Raw genomic sequence first — 21,405 nt, forward strand, 5'->3', positions numbered from 1 at the left:
TCTGCGCCGCGTCCAGGCGCAGATGGGGCAGCGGCGCCGGCGGGCGGCGCGGTCACAGGGCGGGCCGGCGGCGGCGGGGCCGCGATGCGGGCCGCCGCGCGGGGCGGTTCAGCCCGCCGCCACCGCGTCGACCAGCAGCGGCGTCACCAGCTCCACCTGCCAGGGCCGCGCGCCGTACCCGCGCAGGGCCTCCGCCACCGCCTCGGCGGTGGCGGGCGCGGGGGGCTCCCAGCACAGCCGGCGCACGGTGTCCGGCGTGATCAGGTTCTCCTGCGGGAGGTGCAGCTCCTCGGCGAGGGCCGTCACCGCGGCCCGCGCGGCCGAGAGCCGCGCCGCCGCCTGCGGGTCCTTGTCGGCCCAGGAACGCGGCGGGGGCGGGCCCTGAAGCGCCTGCCCCGGCTGCGGCAGCTCGCGCTCGGACAGGGCACGGGCGCGGTCCACGGCCGCCTGCCACTGTTCGAGCTGCCGCTTGCCGGTGCGGTGCCCGAAACCGGGCAGCGCGCTGAGGGCGTGCACGTTGGGCGGGAGCGCGAGCGCCGCCTCCACGATCGCGGCGTCGCCGAGCACCTTGCCCGGGGAGACGTCGCGGCGCTGCGCGATCCGGTCGCGGGCCGTCCACAGCTCGCGCACGACCGCCATCTGGCGACGTCTGCGCACCTTGTGCATGCCGGAGGTACGGCGCCAGGGGTCCTTGCGCGGCGGGGCCGGCGGCGCGGTGGCGATGGCGTGGAACTCCTGGAGGGCCCAGTCGAGCTTGCCCTGCCGGTCCAGCTCCTTCTCCAGCGCATCCCTCAGGTCGACGAGGAGTTCCACGTCGAGCGCCGCGTAGCGCAGCCACGGCTCGGGCAGTGGGCGGGTCGACCAGTCGACGGCGGAGTGCCCCTTCTCCAGGGCGTAGCCGAGGACGGTCTCGACCATGGCGCCGAGCCCGACCCGCGGGTAGCCGGCGAGCCGGCCCGCGAGCTCGGTGTCGAACAGCCGGGCGGGGCGCATGCCTATCTCCCGCAGGCACGGCAGGTCCTGGGTGGCAGCGTGCAGGATCCACTCGGCGTCGCCGATCGCCTTGTCGAGCGCGGTGAGGTCGGGGCAGCCGACCGGGTCGATCAGCGCCGTGCCCGCGCCCGCGCGCCGCAGCTGGACCAGGTAGGCGCGCTGCCCGTAGCGGTAGCCGGAGGCGCGCTCCGCGTCCACGGCGACCGGGCCGCTGCCCGCGGCAAACGCGGCCACGACCTCGGCGAGTGCCTCCTCGTCGGCCACGACGGGCGGGATGCCCTCCCGCGGTTCGAGCAAGGGGGTCGGCGCCGGGGTGACACCGTCCGGGGGCTGCGACTCCCACGGTTCTCGCCGCGGGTCCCCCGTGGTGCGCAGGTCCGGGTCTGCTGCGGTCTCTTGGGCGTCGGTCACCTGTCAAGGGTATCCGTGAAACAGAGCCGCCCGCCGACGGAACGTTCCGTCGGCGGGCGGCCGGGCCCGCAGGCACCTGCGCTTCCCGGGATCAGTGGATGATGCCGGTGCGCAGGGCGACTGCGACCATGCCCGCGCGGTCGCCCGTGCCGAGCTTGCGGGCGATGCGCGCGAGGTGGCTCTTGACGGTCAGCGCCGACAAACCCATGGAGACGCCGATGGCCTTGTTCGACTGGCCCTCCGCGACCAGCCGGAGGACCTCGACCTCGCGGCCTGAGAGCTCGCGGTAGCCGCCGGGGTGACCGGGGCCGCCGGGGGCGCCCGGCGGGCGGCGGTGCATCCTGCCGCCTGCACCGATCGGCGCGGCGCCGGGGCGCGAGGGGTGGCCGATGTTGGTGCGGGTACCGGTGACGACATAGCCCTTGACCCCGCCCGCGAGGGCGTTGCGCACGGCGCCGATGTCGTCGGCGGCGGAGAGGGCGAGCCCGTTGGGCCAGCCCGCCGCGCGGGTCTCGGAGAGCAGCGTGAGGCCGGAGCCGTCAGGCAGGTGGACGTCGGCGACGCAGATGTCGCGCGGGCTTGCGACGCGGGGGCGGGCTTCCGCGATGGAGGACGCCTCGATGACGTCGCGCACCCCGAGGGCCCACAGGTGGCGGGTGACGGTGGAGCGGACGCGCGGGTCCGCGACGACCACCATCGCCGTCGGCTTGTTCGGGCGGTAGGCGTTCAGGCTTGCGGGCTGTTCGAGGAGAACGGACACCAAACCTCCTGAGGGGAAGGTGCGGGACGGGCCGGCCGGGGGGAGTGTGCCGGGGCGAACCGTGGGTGACAGGGTCACTGACCTCTTCGGCAGCTCGCGCATCCGCCTTTAGGGAAAGATCACGATCTAGTGAGTAACAATTGGTGCAATTCGGACAGTCGATCGAGTGTCCGGCATCTGAGCCCCTGGTGGGAGGGGCCCGGGCACCGGTCGGGGCCGTCAGGCGGGCGGTCGGCGGAGCGTCAGGGCGCCTGCGGCCCGCGCCGCTGCGGCAGGGACACCACTCCCCCACCGGAACCGCCCTCGGCGCCCGCGGACGCCGCACCGGAACCGGGGGCGGGCGGCAGGCCCGCGATCTGGCAGAGCAGGTCGCACCAGGCGGCCAGGTGGGCCACCGAGTCCGGGGCGCCGCCGTGCCCCTCGCGGGGCGTCCAGGACGCCCTGATCTCGATCTGGCTGCTGGGACGGCGCTCCGCGAGTCCGCCGAAGTAGTGCGAGCCCGCGCGTGTGACGGTGCCGCTCGGCTCCCCGTACGTCAGGCCGCGCGCCTCCAGGGCGCCCGTCAGCCAGGACCACGACACCTCGGGCAGCAGCGGGTCCACCGCCATCTCGGGCTCCAGCTCCGCGCGGACCAGTGTGACGAGCCGGAAGGTGCCGTTCCAGGCCTCGTGCCCCGCCGGGTCGTGCAGCAGCACGAGGCGGCCGTCGGCCAGGTCGTCCTCACCGTCGACGACCGTCGCCTCCAGCGCGTACGCGTGCGGGGCGAGCCGCTGCGGCGGCCGCGTCGGCTCGATCTCGATCTCCGGACGCAGCCGCGCCCCGCGCAGCGCCTCGACCGCGAGCCGGAACGGCGGCGGTAGCGCCGCGCCGGGCGAACCGTCCGTGCCACCTGCGTTGTTCGAATGATCGGAGAACTGTCCCTGAGCCGCGGCCATGCGGGGAAGACTAGGCCGAACACGGCCCGCGCGCAGGGAGGGACACCCGTGCCGGGCCCCCGGCTTGGCCGCACATGCGAAGATTCTGGGCGTGAGCACAGAGCGCCGCCCCTCGGGCCAGCAGACCACGCAGACCGCCGTGTCCGATTCGGCCTTTTTGCGGGCGTGCAGACGTGAGGACACCCCGCACACCCCGGTCTGGTTCATGCGTCAGGCGGGGCGCTCGCTGCCCGAGTACCTGAAGGTCCGCGAGGGCGTGCCGATGCTGGAGTCGTGCATGCGGCCCGAGTTGGTCAAGGAGATCACGCTCCAGCCGGTGCGCCGCCACAAGGTGGACGCGGCCATCTACTTCAGCGACATCGTCGTGCCGCTCAAGGCCATCGGCCTCGACCTCGACATCAAGCCCGGCGTAGGCCCGGTCGTCGCCGAGCCGGTGCGCACCCGCGCCGACCTGGACAGGCTGCGTCCGCTCACCCCCGACGACGTCCCGTATGTCACCGAGGCGGTCGGCCTGCTCACGGCCGAGCTCGGCGCGACCCCGCTCATCGGCTTCGCGGGCGCGCCGTTCACGCTCGCCAGCTACCTGATCGAGGGCGGTCCCTCGCGGACGTACGAGCGCACCAAGGCGATGATGTACGGCGACCCGGCGCTCTGGTCGGACCTGGTGGGCCGGCTCGCCGCGATCACCGGCGCGTTCCTGCGGGTGCAGATCGAGGCGGGCGCGAGCGCGGTCCAGCTGTTCGACTCGTGGGCGGGAGCGCTGTCGCCCGAGGACTACCGGCGCCATGTGATGCCTGCGTCGGCGAAGGTGTTCGCCGAGGTGGCGCCGTACGGCGTGCCGCGCATCCACTTCGGGGTGGGCACGGGCGAACTCCTCGGCCCGATGGGCGAGGCGGGCGCCGACGTGGTGGGCGTCGACTGGCGGGTACCGCTGGACGAGGCGGCCCGGCGGGTCGGTCCGGGCCGGGCGCTCCAGGGGAACCTCGACCCCACGGTGCTTTTCGCGCCGTCCGCCGCGGTCGAGGCGAAGGCACAGTCGGTGCTCGACGCTGCGGCAGGCCTTGAGGGGCACGTGTTCAACCTGGGCCACGGCGTGCTGCCGACGACGGACCCCGACGCGCTGACCCGGCTTGTCGAGTTCGTCCACGCGCGCACGGAGCGCTGAGCCGGGACCCGCGCGTGCCCGCGGCCGGACGGAGGCCGTCCGGCCGCGGGTGCGGAACGCGGGGGTGGGTGGGGGTGCGCGGGGTTCAGGGGAGGCGCAGCGGCCCGTTCACTTGAGGGCGTCGGTGAAGGCGAGCTGGTTCTGGCTGACGCCGCTGCACGTGGAGGAGGCGCCGCCGCCGCTGCCGCCCGCGCACGCCTGGTCGCGGTTGACGGACCACAGGGACAGCCGTCCCACGCCGTTGCTCGCGGCCCAGTTCTTGACGGTGGCGGCGTCGGCGAGGGTGAAGGTGGAGCCGTCGTCGTTGGTGCCGATCATGGGCGTGATGCCGAGGTTGGCATAGCTGTAGCTGGAGTCGACGGACTGCATCTGCGCCAGGGTCGCCTGTCCCGCCTTGATGGCGGCCTGTCCCATGTCCTGGTCGCCCTGGTAGTAGTCCATCGTCATGGCGTTGACGACGTCGAGCTTGAGGCCCGCGCTCTTGGCGGACTTGAGGATGTTGACGCCGTCCTGGGTGAGGCCGCTGGGCAGGACGGGCAGGGTGGCGGAGACGGTCAGGCCCGGGTTGGCGGCCTTCAGCTCCTTCATCACGGTCCAGTTGCGGGTGGCGGAGGTCTGGTCGGCGACGGCCCCGCCCTCGATGTCGAAGTCGAGGGAGTTCACGCCGTAGGAGTCGATGATCTTCTGGTACCCGGCCTTGATGGCGTTCTCGTCGGTACAGGTCCAGCCCAGCGGGTAGCCGGCGGCACCGCCGTTGGAGACGATGACGGAGGCACCCTCGTCCTGCGCCTTCTTGATCAGCGGGTCGGTGAAGGAGTCGCCGCCGACGGGCAGCGTGTCGCCCCAGATCGCGTCGCAGCCCGCGCCGATGACGAAGGCGGCGGTGAAGGTCTTCACCCCGTGCTGCGTGATCGCGGTGTCGAGGAGCCCCTCCTGACCGTTCGACATGTCGGTGTACGGGGCGAAGGTGGGCGAGCCCGCGGCGGGCGCGGCGGAGGCGGCGCCGCCCGCGGCGACGGCGGCGGAGGCGGCGAGGGCGGTGGCGGCGAGGGCGGTGGCGGCACGGCGGAGTCTGCGCATGGTGATGCCCTTTCACTGGCTGTGGGGAGGCCGAAGGAACGCGCCGGCCGGAGGGTGGGGCCAACCGGCGACGCGCAGACCATAGTTGGACTAGACCAAAGTGGCCGTCAAGGGGGCGGGCGCCGTCCGTTCCCCGGGGCCGGGGCGGCCGGACCGCGCCAGAGCGCCGGCGCCGATCGCCGACCGTGCGTCAACACACCGCGCGGGCGGCCCTGTTGGGGCTGCTCCCCGCGCCGTCCGGTCGTGCCGCCGCGCTCAGTCGGCCGTGCGGATCTGCTTCGCCGCCTTGCGCGCCGCCACCAGGACGGGGTCCCACACCGGCGAGAACGGGGGCGCGTAGCCGAGGTCCAGGGCGTTCATCTGCTCCACCGTCATGCCCGCCGTCAGCGCGACCGCTGCCACGTCCACCCGCTTCCCTGCGCCCTCGCGGCCCACGATCTGCACACCGAGCAGCCGGCCGGTGCGCCGCTCCGCGGTCATCTTCACCGTCATCGGCTCGGCGCCCGGGTAGTAGCCGGCCCGGCTGGTGGACTGCGCGGTCACCGTCTCGAACCGCAGCCCCACCGCGTGCGCGTCCTTCTCCCGCAGGCCCGTGCGCGCGATCTCCAGGTCGCACACCTTGCTGACCGCGGTGCCCACCACGCCGGGGAACGTCGCGTAGTCGCCGCCCGCGTTGGCCCCGATGACCTGGCCGTGCTTGTTGGCGTGCGTGCCGAGCGCGATGTGCCGGGTGCGGCCCGAGACCAGGTCGAGGACCTCGACGCAGTCGCCGCCCGCCCAGATCTCCTCGTAGCCGCGCACCCGCATCGACAGGTCGGTCAGCAGCCCGCCGGAGTCGCCGAGCGGCAGGCCCGCGGCGCGCGCGAGCCCGGTGCGGGGGCGGACGCCGATGCCGAGCACCACCACGTCCGCCGGGTACGCGGCGTCGCGCGTCACCACGGCGCAGGCCCGGCCTCCCTCGCCCGTCCTGATCTCCGTCACGGCCTGGCCGCCGACCACCGTGATGCCCATGCCGGTCATCGCCTCGTGCACCAGCCGCCCCATGTCCGGGTCGAGGGTCGACATCGGCTGCTCGTCGCGGTGCACGACGGTGACCTCGTAGCCGTGGCGCACCAGCGCCTCCGCCATCTCGACGCCGATGTACCCCGCGCCGACGACGACGGCGTGCCGGCCCTTCGTCCGCGCCAGCGTGTCGAGGAGCGCCTGGCCGTCGTCGAGGGTCTGCACGCCGTGCACGCCCGGCGCGTCGATGCCGGGCAGCGGCGGGCGCAGCGGGCTCGCGCCCGTCGCGAGGACGAGCTTGTCGTAGCCGGTCCAGTACTCCCTGCCGGTCTCCAGCTCCCGGGCGCGCACCCGCCGCCCCGCCACGTCGAGTTCGGTGACCTCGGTGCGCATCCTGAGGTCGATGCCGCGCTCCGCGTGCTCGTGCGGGGTGCGCGCCACCAGCGCGTCCCGGTCCGAGACGTCGCCGGCGACCCAGTAGGGGATACCGCAGGCGGAGTACGAGGTGAAGCCGGTGCGCTCGAACGCCACGATCTCCAGCCGGTCGGGCCCCTTCAGCCTGCGTGCCTGCGACGCGGCCGCCATGCCCGCCGCGTCCCCGCCGACCACCACCATGCGCTCCGCTGCCACCGCACTCCCCTTCGCCGCCGTGTGCCGCCCGTGGTCCGGGCCGACAGCACGCTACGCGGCGCACCGCGGGCGGCCCGCGTTTGAGAGAGTGTGCGCCATGGAGTCGAGCACGCAGCACAGGCACAGCGGACACCTCCCTGGCACCTCTCCCGGGCGTGTCGTGGTCGTCGGAGGCGGCATCGCGGGGCTCGCCGCCGCCCACCGGCTGCTGGCCTCGGGCGCCTCCGTCACCGTCCTCGAAGGCAGCGACCGGCTCGGCGGCAAGCTGCACGGGGGCGAGATCGCGGGCGTCGGCGTCGACCTGGGCGCCGAGTCGATGCTGGCCCGCCGCCCCGAGGGCGTCGAACTGGCCCGCGCGGTCGGCCTCGGCGGCCTGCTCACCTCGCCGAACGCGACGACGTCCTCGGTGTGGACCCGCGGCGCGCTGCGCCCCATGCCGAAGGGGCACGTGATGGGCGTGCCGGGCGACCCCGCGGTCCTCGCGGACCTGCTCTCGCCCGAGGGCCTCGCCAGGATCGCCGAGGAGCGCTCGCTGCCGCCGGGCGACGTCGGCGAGGACGTCGCGGTCGGCGCCTACGTGGCGCAGCGGCTCGGCCGGGAGGTCGTGGACCGGCTGGTGGAGCCGCTGCTCGGCGGGGTGTACGCGGGCGACGCGTACCGCATCTCGATGCGCGCGGCGGTGCCGCAGCTGTACGCGGCGGCCCGGCGCCACGGGTCGCTCCTCGACGCGGTGCGCTCGCTCCAGGCGGCGCCCGCGGCGCCCGCGCCTGCGGGCGTGTCGCTGCCGTCGGGCGGGCCGGTGTTCGCCGGGATCGAGGGCGGCATCGGACGGCTGCCCGGTGCCGTCGCGGACGCCGTGAGGGCGCAGGGCGGCGGCATCCGCACCCGCACGCCGGTCCTCGGCCTTTCGCGGGCCGCCGACGGCTGGCACGTGCGCACCGACCAGGAGGTGCTCAGCGCCGACGGCGTCGTGCTCGCCACGCCCGCCTGGTCGGCCTCCGCGCTCCTCGCCGAGCTCGCGCCGAAGGCGTCGGCCGAGCTCGCGGAGATCGAGTACGCGTCGATGGCGCTGGTCACGATGGCGTTCCGGCGGGCGGACGTGGTCTCGCTGCCCGAGGGCAGCAGCGGTTTCCTCGTGCCGCCCGTGGACGGCAGGACGATCAAGGCGTCGACGTTCTCGACCCGCAAGTGGGGGTGGGTCGACAGGGCCGCGCCCGACCTGTTCGTGCTGCGCACCTCGGTGGGCCGCTACGGCGAGGAGGAGCACCTCCAGCGCGAGGACGGCGAGCTGGTGGACGCGTCGCTGCGGGACCTCGGCGACGCGGTCGGCCTCGCGGCGGGCCCGGTGGCCAGCCGGGTCACCCGCTGGGTGGGCGGCCTGCCGCAGTACCCGGTGGGCCACGGGGCGCGGGTCGCGCGGATCAGGGACGCGGTCGCCGCGCTGCCGGGGCTCGCGGTGTGCGGGGCCGCGTACGACGGTGTCGGCGTGCCTGCGGTGATCGCGAGCGCGGCGCGCGCGGCGGACGGTGTCACGGGGGCCGCCGGGCCGCAGGACGCCTGAGCAGACGCGCGGCGCGGGCGCCCCGCCGGTGCGGACCACCCCTGCTCGGGGGCGGGGGGAGGGGCGCGCGAGAATGGCGGCATGACTGCTTCACCCTCTCCGGAGAAGGCCCCCAACGCGGGCAAGAAGGCACGGGACCTCAACGACGTCGTCCGCTACACGCTGTGGTCCGTCTTCCAGCTGCGGGACGCCCTGCCCGAGGACCGTACGGGCTACGCGGACGAGGTCCAGGACCTCTTCGACCAGCTGGCCGCGAAGGACGTCACGGTGCGCGGCTCCTACGACGTCTCGGGCCTGCGGGCCGACGCCGACGTGATGATCTGGTGGCACGCGGAGACCTCGGACGAGCTCCAGGACGCCTACAACCGCTTCCGCCGCACGCGCCTCGGCCGTGCCCTCGAACCGGTCTGGTCGAACATGGCGCTGCACCGCCCCGCCGAGTTCAACAAGTCGCACATCCCGGCGTTCCTCGCGGACGAGACGCCGCGCGACTACGTCAGCGTGTACCCCTTCGTGCGGTCGTACGAGTGGTACCTGCTGGAGGACTCCGAGCGCCGCAGGCTGCTCGCCGAGCACGGCATGATGGCGCGCGAGTACCCGGACGTGCGGGCGAACACCGTGGCGTCGTTCTCGCTCGGCGACTACGAGTGGATCCTCGCGTTCGAGGCGGACGAACTGCACCGGATCGTGGACCTCATGCGCCACCTGCGCGGCTCCGAGACGCGCCGCCACGTGCGCCTCGAAGTGCCGTTCTTCACGGGCCGCCGCAAGTCGGTCGCCGACCTGGTCGCCGGCCTGGCATAGCGCCGGGGCCGCCTGCCGCGGGGTGTCCCGCGGCGGGCGGACGGTGGCTCAGCGCACCCGCGGCAGCGCCCGGTCGCCGGGCAGCGTCACCGGGTTCGGGGCGGCGTGCGGGGCGCACTCGGCCGCGCCGTGTTCCGGGGTCCTGCCGGTGAGCAGGTAGTCGTCGACGTATCCGTTGACGCAGGCGTTGGGGCCGCCCGCGATGCCGTGCGTGCCCGCGCCGCGCTCGGTCACCAGCGCGGCGCCCGCCAGCCGCCGCCGCAGGTCGAGCGCGCCCGCGTACGGGGTGGCCGCGTCCCGCTCGGCGGCCAGGATCAGGGTGTGCGGCAGCTGTCCCGGCGCGGTCCGCACGTCGAGGGGCTGCTGCCGGGGCGCGGGCCAGTACGCGCACGGCAGGTTCATGAAGGCGTTGTCCCAGGTCTCGAAGGGCGCGGTGCGTGCGAGTTCGGTGTTGTCGCGGTCCCAGTCGCGCCAACGGGTGGGCCAGGGCGCATCGTTGCACTCGACGGCCGTGTAGACGGCGTTCTCGTTCTCCGCGTCGCGGGCCGCGAGCGGCAGCGTGGGCGGGCCGGCCTGGTCGGCCAGCGGCTTCGGGTCGCCCTTGAGGTACGCGGAGAGGGCGGCGGCCCGCATCGCCCAGTAGTCGTCGTAGTAGCCGGCGGACAGCATCGCCGCCTGGAGTTGCCCGGGGCCGACCTTGCCGCCCGCGGGGTGCCGCGCGACGTCCGCCCTGACCTTCTCGTAGCTGCGCTGCACGGCGGCCGGGGTGCTGCCGAGGCGGTAGGCGTCGTCGTGCTGCGCGACCCAGGCGCGGAAGTCCGCCCAGCGGCGCTCGAAGGCGGCCGACTGCTCCATGTTGTTCCCGTACCAGACCTGCGAGGGGTCGGGGTCGACGGCCGAGTCGAAGACCATCCGCCGCACGTGCGAGGGGAACAGCGTCGCGTAGAGCGCGCCGAAGTAGGTGCCGTACGAGGCGCCCACGAAGGTCAGCTTCCGCTGGCCGAGCGCGGCGCGCAGCACGTCGAGGTCGCGGGCGTTGTTGAGCGAGGTGTAGTACGGCAGCGCGTCGCCCGCGTTCTTCGCGCAGCCCGCCGCGTACGCCTTCGCCTCGGCGATCCGCTCGCGCTTGTACGCCGGGGAGGGGTGCTCGGGCGCGTCGGTCGGCGCCTTGGCGAACTCCTCCGGGCTCTCGCACGACAGCGGCGCCGAGCGTCCCACTCCGCGCGGCGCGTAGCCGACCAGGTCGTACGCCGCGGCGATCTTCTTCCACTCCGGCAGCTCGCCCGCCATCGGGAAGGACATGCCGGAGCCACCGGGGCCGCCCGGGTTGTAGACGAGCGCGCCCTGCCGCTTCGCCGCGACGCCGGTGGCGGGCACCCGGCTGACGGTCAGGGCGATCGTGCGGCCCTCGGGGTGCGCGTAGTCGAGCGGCACCCGCACGGTGCCGCAGGTGACGGGCTTCGGCAGCATCTCCTCCTTCGGGCAGGCGCCGAAGGCGATGCCCGCCCTGGCCGCGCGGTGGGCCGCCATGACGACCCCGCGGGTCTCCGGCGCGGCGAGCGGGGCGGCGGCGTCCGCACTGGTTTCGAGGCCTGCCTGCTCGTACGGCGGACGCGGCGACCCGGCGGGCCCGCGCGCGGCGTCCGCGCTGCCTGCGGGCGCGACCACGGCGGCGGACAGGACCAGGGAGCCGAGCGCGGTCAGCGTCCCGTACTTCACAACTGCTCTCATCGCGTTCCCTTCGGGCAGTGGGGAGGCGATCATGAACAGCGGCGCCTGGCATTCCCAAGGGCGGCGCCCCGGTGTCGTGGCGCGTGACCCCGATGCGCGGCCGGGCCACCCGGGGGGCCGCTCCCGGCGTGCGGAGGAGCGCGGAGTGTGCTCGTCGGGCCCGGCTCAGCGGATGGTGAGCGCCGCGCGGGCCGCCCGCACGTCGCGGGTCGCGCGGCGCGGCGGGCGCGCGCCCGCCCGCTCCTGCCACCACAGGTGCAGCGCGCGCCGCGCCGCGGGCCGCGCGGGCTCGTGCGCGGCGAGCGGGTGCGCGGCGAAGTCGCGGGCGTCCCTGCGGTATCCGGCGCGCATCGGCCGGCCGGCCGCGTAGGCGAGGAACAGCGGACGGTACGCGGCGCCGAGTATCTCCGGCAGCTCGGGGGCGGTGCGGGCGACGGTGGCCGCGCGCTTGTCGGCGAGGGCTCGGCGCTGCACGCCGACGCGTCGCGCGTCGAACCCCCCGGGCACCGGGGCGTCTGCCACCAGGGCGGCCAGCAGCGCGGTCTGCGCGTGCGCGACCCGCTCGCGGGCCTCGTCCTGGGCGGGTGCCACGGCCGCGGGCAGCGGCAGGGCAGGGCCGCCCTTGCCTGTCGCACCGACGACGGCCCTGATCTCCTCGACCTCCCGGGCGAGTTCGCCGCCCGGCGGGAAGTCGTCGTCGCGTTCGAGCAGCACGCCGGGCGGCGCGACACGCGAGCACAGCTCGGCGAGCACGTCGAGCACGGGCCGGGTCACCGGGTGCGCGTGGGTGTCGTGCCAGACGCCGTCCCGCTCGACCCCGCCCGCGACGTGCACGTACGCGATGGCCTCGACGGGCAGTTCGTCGAGCGCCCGTGCGGGGTCCTCGCCTCGGTTGACGTGGTTGGTGTGGAGGTTGGCGACGTCGATGAGCAGCCGGACGCCGGTGCGCTCGACGAGTTCCGCGAGGAACCGGCCCTCCGTCATCTCCTCCCCCGGCCAGTTGACCAGGGCGGCGATGTTCTCCACGGCGAGCGGGACGGGCAGGCTGTCCTGCGCCACGCGCACGTTCTCGCACAGCACGTGCAGGGCGTCCCGGGTGCGGGGCACCGGCAGCAGGTGGCCGGCTTCGAGCGGCGCGGACGCGGTGGGACCGCCGCCGGCCCGCACGAAGGCGATGTGCTCGGTGACGAGCGGCGCGCCGAGCAGCTCCGCGCGCTCGGCCAGCAGGGCGAGGCGGCCCGGGTCGGGGCGCTCCGCGCCGCCGAGGCCGAGGCCGACGCCGTGCGGCACGGCGGTGACGCCCCGGTCGAGCAGGCGGCGCAGGGATGCGGGCAGGTGGTCCCGGTGGCCGCAGAGGTTCTCCGCCACGACCTCGACCCAGTCGAGGCCGGGGAGCGCCTCCACGGTGCCGGCGATCTCGGGGCGCCAGCCGATGCCGGTGCCGAGGTGGTGGGGGCGCGTGGCGCCGGGCGCGGGGGCCCGGCCGGGCGTGCGCGGTGTGTCCGTGGTCATGGTCTCCCCCCGTCCGGGCGCGCTGCGTCCGCCCGTTCGCGTGCGTTCTCGGGTAGGGCATCACCGCGGACGCCGCGCCCAAACCCGCGGGGGCGCCCTGGGGACACCACCCGTATGTTCGGGACGGGCCCGTGACCCGGGCGGCGGGCTCAGAGCGTGCCGACGGTCGCCCACGCCTCAAGGGCGAGCCCCTGCTCGGGCTTCTGCCGGGTGACGCGGAGGCTGCCGTCCGCGCCGATCGCGGCGAGCGCCACCCGGCCCTCGCCGTCCAGGGCGAGCGCGGGGGTGCCGCGGCAGGGCTCGCCCGAGGGGACCCAGGTGAGGCCCGCGGCCTCGTCCTCCGTGGGGTACGCGGCCAGCGCGGGCCTGCCGTCCTTGCCCTGCCCGGCGAGGATCACGCAGTCCACGCCGTCGACCGGGGTGCGCAGCACGGACAGCGGGCCGCTGCCGGGGCCGCCGAGGTCGGCGGGGTCAGCACCGGGGCGCCAGGCGCGGACCCGGGTGGTGGCGCCGTCGCGCCAGTAGCAGGTGAGGCGGCCGGGACCGGTGCGCTCGGAGGAGAGCGATCCTGGCTGGAGCGCGGCCCCGGGCTCCTCGTCCTCGACGCGGGCGAACGCGGCGTCGTGGGTGGGGCGCCGCCAGTGCAGGACCCGGCCCGCGGCGGGGCCGTAGACCTCGATGACCCCGTCGTCGCGCAGCGCGGTGTGGACCTGCCCGGTCACGGGGACACCCTCGACGCGGGCGCTCTCCCAGTTCTCGAAGCGGCCCTTGGGGCTCTGCTGCCGGTAGGAGACGCGGCCCTCGGCGTTGCGCACGTATACGTGCAGGCTGCCCTTGGCGTCGGTGAGCGCGGACGGCGCGCCCATGCGGGCCGCCTTGGCGTGGTCGCGGTAGGGGCTGCCGATGCTCTGCCAGTCGCGCAGCGCGCGCCCCGTCTGGTACTGGACGGCGTGCACGAAGTCGATGGGCGCCGTGCCGCCCTCGGGGGCGGGGCGGCGGCGCAGCGCCACCAGGTGCACGTACCCCTCGGTCGTCTGGGTCGCCGCCATGCTCAGCACGGTGCCCCGGCTGGGGAGCCCGAGCCGCCCGGGGCCCGTCCACCGCGGGCCGCCGACGGCCGTCTCGGTCCACCACAGGAGGCTGTCGCCGGTGTGCGCGTACGCGGTGAGCCTGCCGGTCTTGCCGCGCAGCAGCCAGGCACCCGAGACGGGCTCGGGGAGGTCGCCGGGGCCGGCGGGGGCGCCGCGGCCCCTGGTGTGCGGCTGCTGTCCGGCCGGTGCCCGGCTCCCGCCGTCCGCTCTCTTCGACGTACGTGCCGACCGCAGCGCCATGGCCCGCCGCCACCACCTTCCCGTGGATACCGCCTCCCCTGCCCGGTCGGGGCGGGGCGGTGGTTGTGAGTCAGCCGATCCTAACCGGGGGCGCGGCACGGCGGTGTGTCAGGCTGCCGGGGTGCTGACCTTGTTGATCGTCGACGGCGCGAACGTGGTGGGTTCCGTTCCCGACGGCTGGTGGCGGGACCGCAGGGGCGCGGCGGAGCGGCTGCGCGACGCCCTGGCGTCGGCCGCCGCCGAGGGGCGCGGTGTGCCGGGCCATCCGGGTCCCGTGGAGCGGCTGCTCGTGGTGGAGGGCGCGGCGCGCGGTGTGGAGCCGGTGCCGGGGGTGCGGGTCGCGTCGGCGCCCGGCAGCGGCGACGACCTGATCGTGGAGCTCGCCGCGGCCGCCGCGGCCGAGGGGCGGCCCTGCCTGGTGGCCACGGCGGACCGGGAGTTGCTGCGCAGGGTGGCGGCGCACGGCGCCGGGCGGGTGGGGCCGCGCGGCGTACGCTACTGAACATGGGCACGACCGACTGGAACTGGCGCGACCTGCGGACGTCCTCGCTCCTGGCCGAGGACGAGGCGATCCTCGCCCTGGACAAGCCGTCCGGGATCTCCGTGATGGGCGAGCGGCACGACACGGACGTCGTGGAGCTGGCCGGGGAGGCCGGTGAGCGGCTCTTTCCCGTGCACAGGATCGACAAGGCCACGTCGGGCGTCATCCTGTTCGCGAAGGACCTGTCCCGGCACGGCGGTCTGACCCGGCAGTTCAACAAGCGGACGGTCGACAAGGCCTATCTGGTGGTGACGGAGACGGTCGGGCTGCCCGACGAGGGCACGATCGAGCTGCCGCTGAGCGTCGGCCGCAAGAACCGCGTCAGGATCGCGGCGCCGCGCGAGGCGATCCGCACGGAGCGCGAGGGGCCGCACGGCCGGTGGTGGGCGGCGGATGAGGATCTCCTCGACACCCGCAGGTATCCCTCGACCACGCTGTTCCGGCGGGTGTACGAGGGGCCGCGGCACTCGCTGCTCGTGGCGCGGCCGGTGACGGGGCGGCGGCACCAGATCCGGGTGCACCTGGCGTGGACCGGCCATCCGGTGCTCGGCGACCCGCTGTTCGACCGGGCCGCCGCGCAGGCAGGGTCGCGGACCTTCCTGCACTCGTGGCGGCTCGGCTTCGACGCGGACTGGCGGGGCGGTGAGCGCCTCGCCCTGGAGGCGGCGCCCTCGGACGCGTTCTTCGCGCCGCTCGGGGACGGGCTGTCCGCCCAGAAGGCGCGGGCGCTGCTCGCGGAGGTGCGGGTGCCCTGACCTGCCCCGGGGGCTTTCGCCGGCGTTTCCTCAGGGGCGCGGCGGGGCCTCGGGCGCGGGCGGCAGGCCGCGGCCCGCGCGGCTGTGCCTGATGCCGTACAGGAAGTAGATGACGAAGCCCGCGGCCATCCAGATCGCGAACCGCAGCCAGGTCTCCGCGGTCAGGTTGAGCATCAGCCACAGCGAGGCGGCGACCGAGGCGACCGGCACCCACGGCACGAGCGGGGTGCGGAAAGCCCTGGGCAGGTCGGGGCGGGTGCGGCGCAGGATGATGACGCCGACGGCGACCACCACGAAGGCCGCGAGGGTGCCGATGTTGACGAGGTTGGCCAGCTCGGAGATGGAGGTGAGGCCGGCGACGACCGCGACCACGACACCGAGCAGGATGGTGGTCCGGTACGGCGTGCCGAAGCGGGGGTGGATCTGTGAGAACGCCTTCGGCAGCAGCCCGTCGCGGCTCATCGCGAAGAACACCCGGCTCTGGCCGAGCAGCAGGATCATGCAGACCGAGGTCAGCCCGACCGCGGCCCCGAAGCTGATGACGCCGGACCAGAACGGGTGCCCGGTGGCCTTGAAGGCGTCGGACAGGGGCGCGTCCACGGAGAGGCGGGTGTATTTCTGCATCCCGGTGACCACGACGGAGACGGCGACGTACAGCAGGGTGCAGATGAACAGCGAGGCGAGGATGCCGCGCGGGACGTCGCGCTGGGGCCGCAGGGTCTCCTCGGCCGCCGTGGCGACGATGTCGAAGCCGATGAAGGCGAAGAAGACGATCGCCGCTGCGCTGAAGATGCCGAAGACGCCGAAGTTCCCGGGTGTGAAGCCGGCCATCAGCTGGATCAGCGGCGCATCGAAGCCCTTGAGGCCCGAGGGGTGCTGGGTCGGCGGGACGAAGGGGTGGTAGTTGGAGCCGGTGATCAGGAAGGCGCCGACGACGATGACGAGGAGGACCACCACGATCTTCACGGCGACGATGACGTTGGTGACCATCGAGGAGAGCTTGATGCCCACCACGAGGATGCCGGTCAGCACGAGGATCAGGGCGCAGGCGAGCACGTCGAAGCCGAAGCGCCCGTCGTGCGTGCCGGTGAGCACGGCCGGCATGTTCCAGCCCGCGTTGCTCAGGAAGGACTGGATGTAGCCGGACCAGCCGACGGCCACCACGGCGGCGCCGAGGGCGAGTTCGAGGATGAGGTCCCAGCCGATGATCCAGGCGGGCAGCTCGCCGAGTGAGGCGTACGAGAAGGTGTAGGCGGATCCCGCGACGGGCACCGTCGACGCGAACTCCGCGTAGCACAGTGCCGCGAGCGCGCAGACGATGCCGGAGACGACGAAGGCGAGCGCCGTCGCGGGGCCCGCGTTCTCCTTGGCGACCTGGCCCGTCAGGACGAAGATGCCCGTTCCGATGATGACGCCGACACCGAAGACGGTGAGGTCGAGCGCGGAGAGGGACTTCCTGAGCCGCTGGCCGGGCTCCTCGGTGTCCCTGATGGACTGCTCGACCGTTTTGGTGCGGAAGAGAGCGCTGCGCGTCTCATTCGTTCCACCTTGAGTACTCACGTACGTCCTTCCGTGTGCGCGTCCAACCCGGTAATGATCGAGAGCCGGGGACTCGCATCCCGCGGAAAAGGCAGGAATTCACACGTTCGGACCGGACGGACCACCCGTACGGCGAGCGGGGCGGGCCCTGCCACGGCGGGGACGCGGGGACGCGGGGACGCGGGGACGCGGGGACGCGGAAAAGACCCCGGCCGCCGTGCGGACAGCGAGTGCCTGTCCGCACGGCGGCCGGGGGTGGGCGCGGTCAGTCGCGGGCGATCTCGCCCGTCTCGATCAGCCTGCCGTCGAGGCGCGCGACCAGGCCGGTCACCTGGCGGGCGATGTCCGGTGCCGTCAGGCCGATCTCGGCCATGATCTCCTTACGGGAGGCGTGCTGGAGGAACCGCTCGGGGATGCCGAAGTCCCGCAGCGGCATGTCGACACCCGCGTCCCTGAGCGCCTGCGCGACCGAGGCGCCGACGCCGCCGGTGCGGATGTTGTCCTCGACGGTCACCACGACGCGGTGGCGCTCGGCGAGGGGCACCATCTCCTCGTCGACGGGCTTGACCCAGCGCGGGTCGACCACCGTGGTCGAGATGCCCTGCTTGTCCAGGAGCGCGGCGACCTCAAGGCACATCGGCGCGAGGGCACCCACCGAGACGAGGAGCACGTCGGGCGTGCCGGTGCCCTCGGCGGGGCGGTGCAGCACGTCCATGCCGCCGATCCGGCCGACCGCCGCGACAGCGGGCCCCACCGCACCCTTGGAGTACCGCACCACGGTCGGCGCGTCCTCGACCTGCACGGCCTCGCGCAGTTGGGCGCGCACCTGGTCGGCGTCGCGCGGCGCGGCGATCCTGAGGCCCGGCACGACCTGGAGCATCGACATGTCCCACATGCCGTTGTGCGAGGGGCCGTCGGTGCCGGTGATGCCGGCCCGGTCGAGCGCGAAGGTGACGCCGCAGCGGTGCAGCGCGACGTCCATCAGGACCTGGTCGAAGGCGCGGTTGAGGAAGGTCGCGTAGACGGCGAAGACCGGGTGCAGCCCCGCGGTGGCGAGGCCCGCCGCGGAGACCGCGCCGTGCTGCTCGGCGATACCGACGTCGTAGACGCGGTCGGGGAACGCCTCGGCGAACTTGGTCAGGCCGACCGGGTGCAGCATCGAGGCGGTGATGGCGACGATGTCGTCGCGCTCCTGGCCGAGCTTGAGCATCTCCTCGCCGAACACCGAGGTCCAGTCGGCGCCGCCCGCCGAGATCGGCAGGCCGGTGTCCGGGTGGATCGGGCCGATTCCGTGGAAGCGGTCGGTCGGGTCCTGTTCCGCCGGGGTGTAGCCGCGGCCCTTCTCGGTGATGCAGTGGACGATGACGGGCCCGCCGAAGCGTTTCGCCCGCATCAGCGCCGATTCGACCGCTTCGACGTCGTGGCCGTCGATGGGGCCCATGTACTTGAGCCCGAGGTCCTCGAACATGCCCTGCGGGGCGACGAAGTCCTTGAGGCCCTTCTTGGCGCCGTGCAGGGTCTCGTAGAGCGGCCTGCCGACGACCGGGGTGCGCTCCAGGAGGTCCTTGCCGCGGGCGAGGAAGCGCTCGTAGCCGTCCGAGATGCGCAGGGTCGCGAGGTGGTTGGCGAGGCCGCCGGTGGTGCGCGCGTACGACCACTCGTTGTCGTTGACGACGATGACGAGGGGACGGTCCTTGGCCGCGGCGATGTTGTTCAGCGCCTCCCAGGCCATGCCGCCGGTGAGCGCGCCGTCGCCGATGACGGCGACCACGCTGTCGTCCTTCTTCAGGACGCGGTTGGCCTTGGCGAGTCCGTCGGCCCAGCCGAGGACCGTGGAGGCGTGCGAGTTCTCGATCACGTCGTGCTCGGACTCGGCGCGCGAGGGGTAGCCGGAGAGGCCGCCCCTGCCCTTGAGCTTGGTGAAGTCCTGACGGCCGGTGAGGAGCTTGTGCACATAGGACTGGTGGCCGGTGTCGAACAGGATCCTGTCGTTCGGCGAGTCGTACACCCGGTGGAGCGCGATGGTGAGTTCCACGACACCCAGATTGGGCCCGAGGTGGCCGCCGGTCTTGGAGACCGCGTCGACGAGGAACGTCCTGATCTCGTCCGCGAGCTGCCTGAGCTGCTCGGGGTCGAGGCGGTCCAGATCCCGCGGTCCCTTGATGTGGGTCAGCAACGGCACCCGTGCCTCCTTGCGATTGAACCGGTCGAGCTCTGCCGATCCGCTGATTCTAATGTTCCGCCGGAGGCGGCGTCGGCCGGGCGGCGCGTTTGTGTGTCACACCATCGGTTGTAGAGGGCGGGAATCCCTTGCGGGCACGGGTGCTCTTGTGCATCACCATTCGAACGCGCGTGCCCCGTCGGACCCCGGCGGGGGCACGTGCCCCGGACATGCCCGTGCCCGGCGCCTGCGGGGCGCCGGGCACGGGCTGCGGGACCGCGGTCAGGCGCGACCCGCGCTCCTCTGCGTCTTCCTGGTGATCGCGTCGATGACCACGGTGGCCAGCAGGACGGCGCCGGTGACCATGGACACGATGGGCGCCGCGACGCCCTGGATGCCCAGGCCGACCTGGATGGAGATGATCACGAGGACACCCAGCAGGGCGTTCCACGTCCGGCCGCGGCCGCCGAAGAGGCTGGTGCCGCCGATGACCGCCGCGGCGATCGAGTTCATCAGCAGGTTGCCCGCGCCCGCGCCCTGGTTGGCGGCGGCGATCTGGGAGGCCAGGAACAGGCCGCCGAGCGCCGCGAAGCCGCCGGAGATCGTGAAGACCGAGATCCGGATCAGGGTCACGTTGATACCGGCGCGGCGCGACGCCTCGACACTGCCGCCGAGCGCGAAGATCTTCCGGCCGTACGTGGTCCTGCGGAGCACGAAGTCGGTGATCACCAGCAGGCCGATGAAGATCACGACCGCCAGCGGCAGGCCCTTGTACTGGTTGAAGATGACCGCGACGCCGAAGGCGGCGATGGCGACGAGGACCGTGCGCAGGATGGTGTCGCTCAGCGGGCGGGAGGGGATGCCGGCCTTCTGCCTGCTGCGGTTCTGCGAGAACGACGCCCAGAAGTAGACGGCCACGGCCACGATGGCCAGGATGTAGGCCGCCGCCACGTCGCTGAAGAAGTAGTTCTCCAGCTTGTAGACGATGTTGTCGTTCGGGATGTTGATGGTGCCGGCCGGGCCGAGCACCTGGAGCATCAGGCCGCTCCAGAACAGCAGGCCCGCCAGGGTCACGGCGAACGCGGGGACGCCGATACGGGCGAAGAAGAAGCCGTGGATGGCGCCGGCGACCGCGCCGGAGGCCAGCGCGATGACCAGGGCCAGGACGTTGTTCATCCCGTGCGTGACGCCGAGCACCGCGAAGATGGCGCTCGCCAGACCGCTGACGGAGCCGACGGACAGGTCGATCTCGCCGAGCAGCAGCACGAAGACGATGCCGGTGGCGATCAGCCCGGTACCGCTCATCTGCACGAGGATGTCGGTGATGTTCCCGGCCCCGAGGAAGCTGGAGTTGAGGCTGGTGAAGATCGCCGCGATCAGGATCAGACCGATGATGACGGGTATGGAACCCAGCTCACCGGCCTTGATCTTGCGCTTGAACTCGGTGACGTACCCGCTGATGCCCTGCTCCTGCACGAGCAGCCGGGGGTCGACGGCCGTGACGGCGCCCTGGGCGGCCTCCGGCGCGTCGACGGCCTCGTGCCGCGGCGCGGAGGTCTTGTCGATGCTCACTTCTGAACCTCCGCGGTACGGGACGCGCGCCGGGTCACGGCGTTGTCCGTGGCGCCGGTGATGGCGGCGATGATTTCTTCCTGCGACGTGGTCCTGACGTCGAAGACGCCGTTGTTGCCGCCGAGGCGCAGGACCGCGACCCGGTCGGCGACCGCCTTGACGTCGGCCATGTTGTGGCTGATGAGCAGGACCGCGAGGCCGCGGGCGCGCAGCCGCTCGACGAGGTCGAGCACCTGGGCGGTCTGCTCCACGCCGAGGGCGGCGGTGGGCTCGTCGAGGATCACGAGCTTCGGCTCACCGAGCATCGAGCGGGCGATCGCCACGACCTGGCGCTGACCGCCGGAGAGCGAGGCGATCGGGATGCGCACGCTCGGGATGCGGATGGAGAGCGAGTCGAGGAGCTCGCGCGAGCGGCGCTCCATCTCGACCTCGTTGAGCACGCCCCAGCGGCGGATCTCCCGGCCGAGGAAGAGGTTGCCCACGACGTCGATGTTGTCGGCGAGCGCGAGGTCCTGGTAGACGGTCGCGATGCCCAGGTGCTGGGCGTCCTGCGGCCGGTCGACGGCGACCTTCTCGCCCTGCCACTCGATGACACCCTCGTCAATGGGGTGCACGCCGGCGATCGTCTTGACCAGCGTGGACTTTCCGGCGCCGTTGTCGCCCACCAGGGCGACCACCTCGCCGGCATGGATCTCAAGGTCGACGTCGGTGAGCGCCTGTACGGCACCGAACCGCTTGTAGACCCCTCGCAACGCCAGCACGGGCGTAGCGGTCACGTGAACCATCTCCTTCGCCGCCTGACCGGCGGGGATGCCGCGCCGGGGGTGTGGCGCGGAGGTCGAGCAGAGCATGCGCGAGCCCACCGCCGGTACGCGGCGGCAGGGGGTGGGGAGTTCCGTCCGGCGCCCCGTCGCTGCTGCTT

Annotated in this window: 17 protein-coding genes; 5 read left to right on the forward strand and 12 right to left on the reverse strand. The window is 73.8% G+C overall.

What is annotated here, in order from left to right; genetic code table 11:
- Positions 1-108: 108 nt before the first annotated feature.
- From ABEA77_RS00005 to ABEA77_RS00015, 3 genes are all read right to left on the reverse strand, one after another.
- Positions 109-1,404 carry an HRDC domain-containing protein gene (locus ABEA77_RS00005; protein WP_345639611.1) on the reverse strand — a complete coding sequence of 432 codons (1,296 nt, stop codon included), beginning with the start codon at positions 1,402-1,404 and terminating at the stop codon, positions 109-111.
- A gap of 91 nt (positions 1,405-1,495) precedes the next feature.
- Positions 1,496-2,164 carry a LuxR C-terminal-related transcriptional regulator gene (locus ABEA77_RS00010; RefSeq protein ID WP_345639613.1) on the reverse strand — a complete coding sequence of 223 codons (669 nt, stop codon included), beginning with the start codon at positions 2,162-2,164 and terminating at the stop codon, positions 1,496-1,498.
- A 242-nt stretch (positions 2,165-2,406) separates the two neighbouring features.
- On the reverse strand, positions 2,407-3,099 hold the full coding sequence (locus ABEA77_RS00015; RefSeq protein ID WP_345639615.1) for a DUF3000 domain-containing protein: 693 nt from the start codon (positions 3,097-3,099) through the stop codon (positions 2,407-2,409).
- A gap of 91 nt (positions 3,100-3,190) precedes the next feature.
- On the opposite strand from ABEA77_RS00015, the gene hemE reads away from it, so the two are divergent.
- A complete protein-coding gene (gene hemE, locus ABEA77_RS00020) occupies positions 3,191-4,264 on the forward strand; it encodes a uroporphyrinogen decarboxylase (RefSeq protein ID WP_345639617.1) in 1,074 nt (357 codons plus the stop codon).
- Positions 4,265-4,372: 108 nt separating this feature from the next.
- On the opposite strand, the gene ABEA77_RS00025 is transcribed toward hemE, so the two are convergent.
- Both ABEA77_RS00025 and ABEA77_RS00030 read right to left on the reverse strand, forming a co-directional pair.
- Positions 4,373-5,344, reverse strand: a complete 972-nt coding sequence (locus tag ABEA77_RS00025; protein WP_345639619.1) for a chitinase — start codon at positions 5,342-5,344, stop codon at positions 4,373-4,375.
- A gap of 255 nt (positions 5,345-5,599) precedes the next feature.
- A complete protein-coding gene (locus tag ABEA77_RS00030; protein ID WP_345640175.1) occupies positions 5,600-6,961 on the reverse strand; it encodes an FAD-dependent oxidoreductase in 1,362 nt (453 codons plus the stop codon).
- 112 nt (positions 6,962-7,073) lie between these two features.
- Between ABEA77_RS00030 and hemG the strand changes: the two genes are divergently transcribed.
- Together hemG and hemQ are read left to right on the forward strand one after the other, a co-directional pair.
- Positions 7,074-8,537 (forward strand): protoporphyrinogen oxidase, encoded by a 1,464-nt coding sequence (hemG, locus tag ABEA77_RS00035; protein WP_345639620.1) that lies wholly within the window; start codon positions 7,074-7,076, stop codon positions 8,535-8,537.
- Between the two features lie 81 nt (positions 8,538-8,618).
- On the forward strand, positions 8,619-9,341 hold the full coding sequence (gene hemQ / locus ABEA77_RS00040; RefSeq protein WP_345639622.1) for a hydrogen peroxide-dependent heme synthase: 723 nt from the start codon (positions 8,619-8,621) through the stop codon (positions 9,339-9,341).
- Between the two features lie 48 nt (positions 9,342-9,389).
- On the opposite strand, the gene ABEA77_RS00045 is transcribed toward hemQ, so the two are convergent.
- From ABEA77_RS00045 to ABEA77_RS00055, 3 genes are all read right to left on the reverse strand, one after another.
- Entirely contained in the window at positions 9,390-11,072 is a 1,683-nt protein-coding gene (locus tag ABEA77_RS00045) for an alpha/beta hydrolase (RefSeq protein WP_345639623.1), read from the reverse strand.
- A 165-nt stretch (positions 11,073-11,237) separates the two neighbouring features.
- Entirely contained in the window at positions 11,238-12,584 is a 1,347-nt protein-coding gene (locus tag ABEA77_RS00050; protein ID WP_345639625.1) for an MbnB/TglH/ChrH family RiPP precursor modification enzyme, read from the reverse strand.
- A gap of 149 nt (positions 12,585-12,733) precedes the next feature.
- Entirely contained in the window at positions 12,734-13,915 is a 1,182-nt protein-coding gene (locus ABEA77_RS00055; RefSeq protein WP_345639627.1) for a PLL family lectin, read from the reverse strand.
- Positions 13,916-14,036: 121 nt separating this feature from the next.
- Between ABEA77_RS00055 and ABEA77_RS00060 the strand changes: the two genes are divergently transcribed.
- Both ABEA77_RS00060 and ABEA77_RS00065 read left to right on the forward strand, forming a co-directional pair.
- Entirely contained in the window at positions 14,037-14,417 is a 381-nt protein-coding gene (locus tag ABEA77_RS00060; RefSeq protein WP_425588173.1) for a PIN domain-containing protein, read from the forward strand.
- A gap of 2 nt (positions 14,418-14,419) precedes the next feature.
- Positions 14,420-15,211, forward strand: coding sequence for an RluA family pseudouridine synthase (locus ABEA77_RS00065; protein ID WP_345639629.1), 792 nt, complete (start codon positions 14,420-14,422; stop codon positions 15,209-15,211).
- A gap of 30 nt (positions 15,212-15,241) precedes the next feature.
- Here the strand turns inward: ABEA77_RS00065 and ABEA77_RS00070 are convergent, their stop codons facing one another.
- The 4 genes from ABEA77_RS00070 to ABEA77_RS00085 form a co-directional block, all read right to left on the reverse strand.
- The gene (locus ABEA77_RS00070; RefSeq protein WP_345639631.1) at positions 15,242-16,771 is read right to left on the reverse strand and encodes an amino acid permease; all 1,530 of its coding nucleotides are present in this window, start codon (positions 16,769-16,771) and stop codon (positions 15,242-15,244) included.
- Positions 16,772-17,015: 244 nt separating this feature from the next.
- Positions 17,016-18,932: a 1-deoxy-D-xylulose-5-phosphate synthase gene (gene dxs / locus ABEA77_RS00075; RefSeq protein ID WP_345639633.1), complete on the reverse strand. Its 1,917-nt coding sequence runs from the start codon at positions 18,930-18,932 to the stop codon at positions 17,016-17,018.
- Positions 18,933-19,193: 261 nt separating this feature from the next.
- Positions 19,194-20,483 carry a sugar ABC transporter permease gene (locus ABEA77_RS00080; RefSeq protein WP_345639634.1) on the reverse strand — a complete coding sequence of 430 codons (1,290 nt, stop codon included), beginning with the start codon at positions 20,481-20,483 and terminating at the stop codon, positions 19,194-19,196.
- Positions 20,480-21,268 (reverse strand): ATP-binding cassette domain-containing protein, encoded by a 789-nt coding sequence (locus ABEA77_RS00085; protein WP_345639636.1) that lies wholly within the window; start codon positions 21,266-21,268, stop codon positions 20,480-20,482. The genes ABEA77_RS00080 and ABEA77_RS00085 overlap by 4 nt, the downstream gene beginning before the upstream one ends.
- Positions 21,269-21,405 lie beyond the last annotated feature (137 nt).

Source organism: Streptomyces tremellae (assembly GCF_039540215.1).
GTDB lineage: Bacteria > Actinomycetota > Actinomycetes > Streptomycetales > Streptomycetaceae > Streptomyces > Streptomyces tremellae.